Genomic DNA, 9495 nt, shown 5'->3' on the forward strand with positions numbered 1-9495 from the left:
TGTTGCGGCCTGGGTGATTCCTGGTTGTTTGATTCCAAGAGGGGTTACCAAAGTACCGAGATAGAGCGTCTGATTAAACTGTATTGGTCTATTTTGTAATTTTTATAATTGTACCTATTCAGCCTTTTAACGCGATATTCCACATTATCCTGCCCCTGAAACGACAAAACCCGTCGCGGTTTCCGGCGACGGGTTTGGTTTATGCAATTCGGGGTGCTGGCGGTGGACCCGGTGGGTCAGAGCCAGCGACGCTAACTTAGCGCCAGAACGGCTTGCTCAGCTCTTCGTAGCGTTGTGCTTCGCTAATCCCGGCGTCAGCCAGCAGACGCGAATCCAGACGGGCCAGTTGATGGCGGCTGGAGATGCGGCGCTGCCACAGCATCAGGTTGGCGAGAACGCGCAGAGGCATGGAAGCCTGGGTTTTTTCAGCTTTTTCTTCGAAGAACAGTTCGGAACTGATTGTACGTTCCATGGTTAGCATCCTTCCGCTTGTGGCGGGATTAGGTAGTGGTTTAACTGGTGCCCATGATCCTCTCTCGGTGCAAGACTCTGTAGATACAGTTCACCTGTATTGTGAGGGACCAGTTAACTGTTAAACCTTGCTGTACTGTTCGAAAATGAGGCAACTGTACTTGTCTGCATCGTTATGGTGCATTTTTAGAGGTTTTCGAAAAAAGAGGGGGTGTTCCAGAGGGAAAAAGACCGGTACAGCAGTACAGTTTTTTTCATAAGGCGTGGGGCTGTGGGGCAGCTGACGAAACTGTGTTTGCGTCAGCTGCCAACTGTATCAATTACACGGCGAGCATTTTCCCGGTTTCTTCCAAGTTGATGTGCCAGCTCAGTGCGTCACGCAGGATGTGCGGCGTGTGACCGCCCAATGCGCAGGCCTGGGTGAAGTAATCGTTGAGCGCTTGGCGATAGGACGGGTGCACGCAGTTATCGATGATCACTCGGGCCCGCTCCCGCGGCGCCAGGCCACGCAGGTCGGCCAGGCCGACCTCGGTCACGAGGATGTCGACATCGTGTTCGGTGTGGTCGACGTGGCTGACCATCGGCACCACGCTGGAAATCGCCCCGCCCTTGGCAATCGACTTGGTGACGAAGATCGCCAGGTGCGCGTTGCGCGCGAAGTCGCCCGAGCCCCCGATGCCATTCATCATCCGCGTGCCGCAGACGTGGGTGGAGTTGACGTTGCCGTAGATATCGAACTCCAGGGCGGTGTTGATGCCGATGATGCCCAGGCGCCGTACCACTTCCGGGTGGTTGGAGATTTCCTGCGGACGCAGCACCAGTTTGTCTTTATAGCGCTCCAGGTTGCCGAACACGTCGGTGTTGCGCCGGCTCGACAGGGTGATGGAGCTGCCCGAGGCAAAGCTCAGCTTGCCGGCGTCGATCAGGTCGAAGGTGGAGTCCTGCAGTACTTCGGAGTACATGGTCAGGTCTTCGAACGGTGAGTCGATCAGGCCGCACATCACCGCATTGGCAATGTTGCCGATGCCGGCCTGCAGCGGGCCGAGCTTGTTGGTCATGCGCCCGGCGTCCACTTCCTGCTTGAGAAAGTCGATCAGGTGATTGGCGATGCCTTGGGTTTCGCTGTCCGGGGTGGAGACGGTGGACGGCGAGTCAGGCTGGTTGGTGATGACGATGGCGACGATCTTTTCCGCCGGGATCGGGATGGCGGTGCTGCCGATACGGTCGTCGACCTTGACCAGTGGAATCGGCGTGCGCGTCGGCCGGTAGGTCGGAATATAGATGTCGTGCAGGCCTTCGAGGTTGGGGTTGTGGGCCAGATTGATCTCCACGATTACCTGCTTGGCGAAGATTGCGAAGCTGGCTGAGTTGCCCACCGAAGTGGTTGGCACGATATGGCCTTGCTCGGTGATGGCGACGGCTTCGATGACGGCGATGTCCGGCAGCTTGAGCTGCTGGTTGCGCAGTTGCTCGACGGTTTCCGACAAGTGCTGGTCGATAAACATCACTTCGCCGGCGTTGATTGCCTTGCGCAGGGTGCTGTCCACCTGGAATGGCATGCGGCGGGCCAGGACGCCGGCTTCAGTCAGCTGTTTGTCGAGGTCGTTGCCCAGGCTGGCGCCGGTCATCAGGCTGATTTTAAGGGGGGTTACCTTGGCGCGTTCGGCCAATGCATGGGGCACGGCCTTGGCCTCGCCAGCTCGGGTAAAGCCGCTCATGCCGACGGTCATGCCGTCCTCGATCAGAGCGGCAGCGTCGGCGGCGCTCATCACCTTATCCAACAACGAAGGCAAGCGGATACGATCACGGTACATGGATTGTTATCTCGGGCAACGGAAGCAAGATGCGCAGTCTAGTGATTTCAAAAAATTTCGCCCCGCTACCATGGTCGAATGAAAGGCCCTGATTTAGAGCCTTTGGTCGGGTTTGTGAGGGAAATAAAAAACCCCAGCCTACTCAAGGCCGGGGTTTGGGGTATTGCCGTGGAGCAGGGTTTATTCGACGGCCTTGACCATATCTTCGATGACCTTCTTCGCATCGCCGAAGACCATCATGGTCTTGTCCAGGTAGAACAGTTCGTTGTCCAGGCCGGCATAGCCGCTGGCCATGGAGCGCTTGTTGACGATGATGGTCTTGGCCTTGAACGCTTCGAGGATCGGCATGCCGGCAATCGGCGATTTCGGATCGTTCTTGGCGGCCGGGTTGACCACGTCGTTGGCGCCCAACACCAGCACCACGTCGGCTTGGCCGAACTCGGAGTTGATGTCTTCCATCTCGAACACCTGGTCGTAAGGCACTTCGGCCTCGGCCAGCAGCACGTTCATGTGCCCGGGCATGCGCCCTGCCACCGGGTGGATAGCGTACTTCACGGTCACGCCACGATGGGTCAGCTTCTCGGTCAACTCTTTCAGCGCATGCTGCGCCCGCGCGACCGCCAAGCCATAGCCCGGGACGATGATCACGGTGTCGGCGTTGGTCAGCAGGAAGGTTGCGTCGTCAGCCGAGCCGGATTTCACCGGGCGTGCTTCTTTCGAGCCTGCCGGGCCGGCCGCGTCGGCGCTGTTGCCGAAACCACCGAGCAGTACATTAAAGAAGGAACGGTTCATCGCCTTGCACATGATGTACGAGAGGATCGCGCCGCTTGAACCCACCAACGAACCGGCGATGATCAGCATCGAGTTGTTCAGCGAAAAGCCGATCCCCGCCGCTGCCCAGCCGGAGTAGCTGTTGAGCATCGACACCACCACCGGCATATCGGCACCGCCGATCGGGATGATGATCAGCACGCCCAACACAAAGGCCAGGGCCAGCATCAAGGCGAAGGCGCTGAGGTTGCCGGTGAACATGAAGACCAGGCCCAGGCCCAGTGTGGTCAGGCCGAGCACCAGGTTCAGCTTGTGTTGGCCACCGAACTGTACCGGTGCGCCCTGGAACAGGCGGAATTTGTACTTGCCCGAGAGCTTGCCGAAGGCGATCACCGAACCGGAGAAGGTGATTGCACCGATGGCCGCGCCAAGGAACAGCTCCAGGCGGTTACCGGCCGGAATCGAGTCGCCCAGCTGTTTGACGATGCCCAGGGACTGGGGCTCGACCACCGCAGCAATGGCGATAAACACTGCTGCCAGGCCGATCATGCTGTGCATGAACGCCACCAGCTCCGGCATCTTGGTCATCTCGACCCGCTTGGCCATGATCGAACCGGCAGTGCCGCCGATCAGCAGGCCGACAATCACGTAGCCAATGCCCGCAGTGGCGAGCTCAGCGCCCAGCTTATAGATGAGGCCGACGGTGGTGAGCACCGCCAAGGCCATGCCGAGCATGCCGAACAGGTTGCCGCGACGCGAAGTGGTCGGGTGCGACAGGCCCTTGAGGGCCTGGATAAAGCAGATCGACGCGATCAGGTAGAGCGTCGTTACCAGGTTCATGCTCATTACTTGGGCGCCTCTTCTTTTACGGCTTTCGGGGCTTTTTTCTTGAACATCTCAAGCATGCGGCGCGTCACCAGGAAGCCGCCGAACACGTTGACCGCAGCCAGGGCTACGGCCAGGGTGCCCATGGTCTTGCCCAGTGGCGTGACGGTCAGGGCGGCAGCGAGCATGGCGCCGACGATCACGATTGCGGAAATGGCGTTGGTCACCGCCATCAATGGTGTGTGCAGTGCGGGGGTAACGTTCCAGACCACGTGGTAACCGACATAAATCGCCAGCACGAAGATGATCAGGTTGTAGATACCGGGGGAGATAAGCTCTTCCATCGTCTGATTCCCTGCTTAGGCGTTTTTACGGATGACTTGGCCGTCGCGGCACATCAGGCACGCGGCGACAATGTCGTCTTCGAGGTTGACGTCGAACTGCCCTTCTTTGGTGAAGACCAGCTTCAGGAAGTCCAGCAGGTTGCGCGCATACAGCGCCGAGGCGTCAGCCGCCACCGCACCGGCCAGGTTGGTCGGGCCGACAATGGTCACGCCATTCTCCACCACGACCTGGTCGGCCACAGTCAGCGGGCAGTTGCCACCCTGGGCGGCAGCGAGGTCGATGACTACCGAGCCGGGCTTCATTTGCGCAACGGTTTCGGCGCTGAGCAGGGTCGGTGCCTTGCGGCCTGGAATCAGCGCGGTGGTGATGACGATATCCGCCTGCTTGGCGCGCTCATGCACGGCCAAAGCCTGGCGCTGCATCCAGCTGGATGGCATCGGTCGGGCGTAACCGCCGACACCGACAGCGCATTCACGCTCTTCGTCGGTCTCGTAAGGTACGTCGACAAACTTGGCCCCCAGGGATTCGATCTGTTCCTTCACCGCTGGGCGTACGTCCGAGGCTTCGATCACCGCGCCCAGGCGCTTGGCCGTAGCGATGGCCTGCAGCCCGGCCACACCGGCACCCAGAATCAGCACGCGGGCGGCTTTCACCGTACCGGCGGCGGTCATCAGCATCGGCATGAAGCGTGGGTAGTAGTGGGCTGCCAGCAGCACGGCCTTATAGCCGGCAATGTTGGCCTGGGACGACAGCACGTCCAGGCTCTGGGCCCGAGAGGTGCGTGGCGCGGCTTCCAGGGCGAAGGCGGTAATCCCGCGTTCGGCCAGCTTGGCGATGGTTTCATTGCTGAACGGATTGAGCATGCCCACCAGTACGGTGCCGCTCTTGATCAGCGTCAGTTCGCTGTCGCTGGGGGCGACGACCTTGAGAACCAGCTCCGCGCCGAAGGCATCGGTGGCGCTGCCAATGGTGGCGCCTGCCGCTTCATAAGCACTGTCGACAACGCTGGCATTAATGCCTGCGCCGCTTTGCACAGTGACCTTATGACCCTGGCCGATCAGCTTTTTGATGGTTTCCGGGGTGGCAGCAACCCGTGTTTCACCCGTCTGGGTTTCGAGAGGAACACCAATGTGCACGTCAAATCTCCTGCTTGATCTTATTGCTTTCGATCTTTCTTAGAAGGCCAGCGCACTGCGGAGGGTGCGACTGGGGCGGCCGATCAGCACGATCCCGCCGAAATCACGACGGGGCGCGGCATTTTGCAGGCGAAGTTTGAGCCCTTCAAGAAGTTCTGACGCGTGACGGAAAATTAACTACAAGTCACCCCGTGACCGAATGTCGCAATGCCACGGTTGAAGCCCTTGTTTTACTTGGGTTGTAGAGGTTTTCTCTTTATTTTAAGAAAAATCTCATGAGTGCTGTGAATGCTCTGGCATGAGCCCCAAATAAACCCTACAAGCCACGTGGTTAGGCGCTTGTAGGACGATTGTTCTATTGGTCGGTACAGTCTGTCTAAATGCGACAAATAATTATATCTGTAGTGTCTTTATTTTGCTGACTACGGGGTCAGCTTAATGCTGTGTTCCTTTGTTCTTCTGGGCTGTAGCGGTGGGCCTGGTGCACCAGCCAGTCGCGAAACGCCCGCAGTGAGGCTGATTCCACCTTACGCTCCGGAATCATCAGGTAATAAGCCTTGGGACTGGAGAGCCCTTGAGGGTTGGCGATCACCAAGCGCTTTTCCTCCAATTCGCGCTGAATCAGGAAGGGTGGAATCAGTGCGATGCCCATGTCGTGCATGGCGGCCTGAGCCAGCATGGAGAATAGTTCGTAACGCGGCCCCGTCATGTCCCGTGGAATGTTCAGGTGCTGCGAGCTGAACCATTGCCGCCATGCGTAGGGCCTGGTGGTCTGTTGCAGTAGGGGGTGTTCAGCGATTTCCTCGGCGCTCAGTTGGCTGTGCTTACCCAGGGTCGCTGGGCTGCAGACCGGCATCGGATTCTCCCCCATCAACCGGTGGGACTGGGTGCCGGGCCAGTCGGCGTCGCCAAAGTAGATGGCAGCATCGAAGTCGGTGTCGGCAAACAGGAATGGCCGCGTGCGATTAGTGAGGTTGACCGTGACTTCGGGGTGTTGCTGCTGGAAGTCTTTGAGGCGCGGTAGCAACCATTGGGTGCCGAAGGTCGGTACCACGGCCAGTTCGATGGTATTGGCGCCCTGCTGGCCCATGACGGACAGGGTGTCGCGCTCTACCGCATCCAGCTGGGTGGCGACACGTCGGCTGTAGGAAAGCCCGGCCTCGGTGAGTTTGACTCCGCGTCGAGAGCGCCGGAACAGCTCCACGCTCAGGAACTCCTCAAGGCTGGCGATCTGTCGGCAGATGGCCCCTTGGGTGAGTGAAAGCTCCTGGGCGGCCTTGGTGAAGCTTTCATGGCGCGCCGCCGCTTCAAAGCTGACCAGGGCCGTGGTGCTGGGGATCTTTCGGCGCATGTACGGCAACCTCACTAATCATGGCGGTAATGAAGGGGTGTGTTTATTTCGGAGTGAGAAATTAGCACAACAGTATGCAAAATCGTCGTTTGTAGTCAGCGTCCATCAAGCCTAGGATCAACCCACGATAGTTGACCTACTTCACGAGGACTCACTCATGGGCGGCAAAGCAAGCTTCAACTGGATCGATCCCCTTCTGCTGGATCAACAGCTCACTGAAGAAGAGCGCATGGTGCGTGACAGCGCCGAGCAGTTCGCCCAGGGCAAGCTGGCGCCCCGTGTGCTCGAAGCTTTCCGTCATGAACAGACCGATCCGGCGATCTTCCGTGAGATGGGTGAGATCGGCTTGCTGGGTGCGACCATTCCCGAGCAGTACGGCGGCAGTGGCTTGAACTACGTCTGCTACGGTTTGATCGCCCGTGAAGTGGAGCGTGTGGATTCCGGTTATCGCTCGATGATGAGTGTGCAGTCCTCCCTGGTCATGGTGCCGATCAACGAGTTCGGAACCGAGGCGCAGAAGCAGAAGTACCTGCCGAAACTGGCTTCCGGTGAATGGATTGGCTGCTTTGGCCTGACAGAGCCTAACCATGGGTCTGACCCGGGCGCGATGATTACCCGTGCACGCAAAGTGGACGGCGGCTACAGCCTCACCGGCAGCAAAATGTGGATCACCAACAGCCCGATTGCCGACGTCTTTGTGGTGTGGGCCAAAGATGATGCGGGCGATATCCGTGGCTTTGTCTTGGAGAAAGGCTGGAAAGGCCTGAGCGCGCCAGCGATTCACGGCAAGGTCGGCCTGCGTGCGTCCATCACTGGTGAAATCGTCATGGATAACGTCTTTGTGCCGGAAGAGAACATCTTCCCGGATGTCCGTGGTCTGAAAGGGCCGTTCACCTGCCTGAACTCCGCGCGCTATGGCATCTCCTGGGGCGCCCTGGGTGCCGCCGAGTTCTGCTGGCACACCGCTCGCCAATACACCTTGGACCGCCAGCAGTTTGGCCGCCCGCTGGCCGCGACTCAGCTGATCCAGAAAAAACTGGCGGATATGCAGACCGAGATCACTCTCGCCCTCCAAGGCTGCCTGCGCCTGGGACGGATGAAGGATGAAGGCACTGCGGCGGTGGAAATCACTTCGATCATGAAGCGTAACTCGTGCGGCAAGTCCCTGGACATCGCGCGCATGGCTCGCGACATGTTGGGCGGTAACGGCATCTCCGATGAGTTCGGGGTGGCCCGTCATCTGGTGAACCTGGAAGTGGTCAACACCTATGAAGGGACTCATGACGTTCATGCGCTGATCCTGGGGCGTGCGCAAACCGGTCTCCAGGCGTTCTATTAATAGGAGAGCGGCCATGGGCGCGTTATCGCATCTGCGGGTATTGGATTTGTCGCGCGTGCTGGCCGGGCCCTGGGCTGGCCAGATCCTTGCGGACCTTGGGGCGGAGGTGATCAAGGTCGAGCGTCCGGGCAATGGTGACGATACTCGGGCCTGGGGGCCGCCCTTCCTTAAGAATGCCGAGGGTGAGAACACCACGGAGGCCGCCTATTACTTGTCGGCCAACCGTAACAAGGAATCGGTAACCATCGACTTCACCCGTCCTGAGGGGCAGCAACTGGTGCGGGAGTTGGCCGCCAAGTCCGACATCCTCATCGAGAACTTCAAGGTGGGTGGGCTGGCCGCTTATGGTTTGGATTACGAGTCACTGAAGGCGCTGAACCCACAGTTGATCTATTGCTCGATCACCGGCTTTGGCCAGACCGGTCCTTACGCCAAGCGTGCGGGCTACGACTTCATGATCCAGGGTTTGGGTGGGTTAATGAGCCTGACTGGGCGTCCCGAAGGAGATGAGGGGGCCGGGCCGGTGAAGGTGGGCGTGGCGCTGACCGACATTCTTACGGGGCTCTACTCCACTGTGGCCATCCTGGCAGCGCTGGCTCATCGAGACCATGACGGGGGTGGCCAGCACATCGACATGGCGTTGCTGGATGTGCAGGTGGCTTGTCTGGCCAACCAGGCGATGAACTACCTGACCACGGGAGTGGCGCCCAAGCGGCTGGGTAATGCTCATCCGAATATCGTGCCCTATCAGGATTTCCCTACTGCGGACGGCGACTTCATTCTGACCGTGGGCAACGACGGGCAGTTTCGCAAGTTTGCGGAAGTGGCGGGCCAGCCACAGTGGGCGGACGATCCTCGGTTCGCGACCAATAAGCTGAGGGTGGCCAACCGGGCGCTGTTGATCCCGCTGATCCGTCAGGCGACCGTGTTCAAGACAACGGCCGAGTGGGTACTCCAGTTGGAGCAGGCGGGTGTGCCATGCGGGCCTATCAATGACCTGGCGCAGATGTTTGCTGATCCCCAAGTGAAGGCGCGTGGGCTGGCAATCGAACTGCCTCATGCACTGGGGGGGACGGTGCCCCAGGTGGCGAGCCCGATTCGCCTCTCCGAGACGCCGGTTGAGTATCGTCATGCTCCCCCTTTATTGGGTGAGCACACTGAAGAGGTTTTGCGACGGGTCTTGGGGTTAGAGGTGGGCGCGGTGAGTGCTTTGAGGGAGTCCGGCGTGCTGTGAGTCGCGCTTCTATATAGAAGGTGTTCCGGTCCTTCTATATAGAGGGCGGTGAAAGCACTCCTTTTGGGGTGTTTTTGAGTTTGTTCATAGAAACTTTGAATTAAGGGTTGACGGCAGATTCTATGGGCTATAATTCGCCCCACTTCCGGCGCATCGAAACGAAAACTCCTTGAAACTCAACGAGTTACGCAGTTTTCGACAGCGACTTG

General features: G+C 59.0%; 8 protein-coding genes. 2 read left to right on the forward strand and 6 right to left on the reverse strand.

Going from position 1 to position 9495, the window contains the following annotated elements; all coding sequences use genetic code 11:
- Positions 1-256: 256 nt before the first annotated feature.
- From M1B34_RS30895 to M1B34_RS30920, 6 genes are all read right to left on the reverse strand, one after another.
- The gene (locus M1B34_RS30895) at positions 257-409 is read right to left on the reverse strand and encodes a DUF1127 domain-containing protein (protein ID WP_425273381.1); all 153 of its coding nucleotides are present in this window, start codon (positions 407-409) and stop codon (positions 257-259) included.
- A 382-nt stretch (positions 410-791) separates the two neighbouring features.
- Positions 792-2285, reverse strand: coding sequence for an acetyl-CoA hydrolase/transferase family protein (locus M1B34_RS30900; RefSeq protein ID WP_268261087.1), 1494 nt, complete (start codon positions 2283-2285; stop codon positions 792-794).
- Positions 2286-2465: 180 nt separating this feature from the next.
- The gene (locus M1B34_RS30905; protein WP_268267093.1) at positions 2466-3902 is read right to left on the reverse strand and encodes an NAD(P)(+) transhydrogenase (Re/Si-specific) subunit beta; all 1437 of its coding nucleotides are present in this window, start codon (positions 3900-3902) and stop codon (positions 2466-2468) included.
- Positions 3902-4225 carry an NAD(P) transhydrogenase subunit alpha part 2 gene (locus M1B34_RS30910; RefSeq protein ID WP_003187010.1) on the reverse strand — a complete coding sequence of 108 codons (324 nt, stop codon included), beginning with the start codon at positions 4223-4225 and terminating at the stop codon, positions 3902-3904. The genes M1B34_RS30905 and M1B34_RS30910 overlap by 1 nt, the downstream gene beginning before the upstream one ends.
- 15 nt (positions 4226-4240) lie before the next feature.
- A complete protein-coding gene (locus tag M1B34_RS30915) occupies positions 4241-5362 on the reverse strand; it encodes a Re/Si-specific NAD(P)(+) transhydrogenase subunit alpha (protein ID WP_268267094.1) in 1122 nt (373 codons plus the stop codon).
- A gap of 430 nt (positions 5363-5792) precedes the next feature.
- A complete protein-coding gene (locus M1B34_RS30920; RefSeq protein ID WP_268267095.1) occupies positions 5793-6713 on the reverse strand; it encodes a LysR family transcriptional regulator in 921 nt (306 codons plus the stop codon).
- Between the two features lie 157 nt (positions 6714-6870).
- On the opposite strand from M1B34_RS30920, the gene M1B34_RS30925 reads away from it, so the two are divergent.
- Both M1B34_RS30925 and M1B34_RS30930 read left to right on the forward strand, forming a co-directional pair.
- Positions 6871-8052: an acyl-CoA dehydrogenase gene (locus tag M1B34_RS30925; RefSeq protein ID WP_123328111.1), complete on the forward strand. Its 1182-nt coding sequence runs from the start codon at positions 6871-6873 to the stop codon at positions 8050-8052.
- 13 nt (positions 8053-8065) lie between these two features.
- Complete coding sequence (locus tag M1B34_RS30930) at positions 8066-9286, forward strand: CaiB/BaiF CoA transferase family protein (RefSeq protein WP_123328112.1); 1221 nt, start codon at positions 8066-8068, stop codon at positions 9284-9286.
- Positions 9287-9495 lie beyond the last annotated feature (209 nt).

Source organism: Pseudomonas morbosilactucae (assembly GCF_023241715.1).
Lineage (GTDB): Bacteria > Pseudomonadota > Gammaproteobacteria > Pseudomonadales > Pseudomonadaceae > Aquipseudomonas > Aquipseudomonas morbosilactucae.

What these genes read in the sequence shown, in the direction of transcription:
- M1B34_RS30910 (WP_003187010.1), bottom strand. Translation starts at nt 4,225, where the DNA reads ATGGAAGAGCTTATCTCCCCCGGTATCTACAACCTGATCATCTTCGTG.
- M1B34_RS30895 (WP_425273381.1), bottom strand. Translation starts at nt 409, where the DNA reads ATGCCTCTGCGCGTTCTCGCCAACCTGATGCTGTGGCAGCGCCGCATC.
- M1B34_RS30900 (WP_268261087.1), bottom strand. Translation starts at nt 2,285, where the DNA reads ATGTACCGTGATCGTATCCGCTTGCCTTCGTTGTTGGATAAGGTGATG.
- M1B34_RS30930 (WP_123328112.1), top strand. Translation starts at nt 8,066, where the DNA reads ATGGGCGCGTTATCGCATCTGCGGGTATTGGATTTGTCGCGCGTGCTG.
- M1B34_RS30920 (WP_268267095.1), bottom strand. Translation starts at nt 6,713, where the DNA reads ATGCGCCGAAAGATCCCCAGCACCACGGCCCTGGTCAGCTTTGAAGCG.
- M1B34_RS30905 (WP_268267093.1), bottom strand. Translation starts at nt 3,902, where the DNA reads ATGAGCATGAACCTGGTAACGACGCTCTACCTGATCGCGTCGATCTGC.
- M1B34_RS30925 (WP_123328111.1), top strand. Translation starts at nt 6,871, where the DNA reads ATGGGCGGCAAAGCAAGCTTCAACTGGATCGATCCCCTTCTGCTGGAT.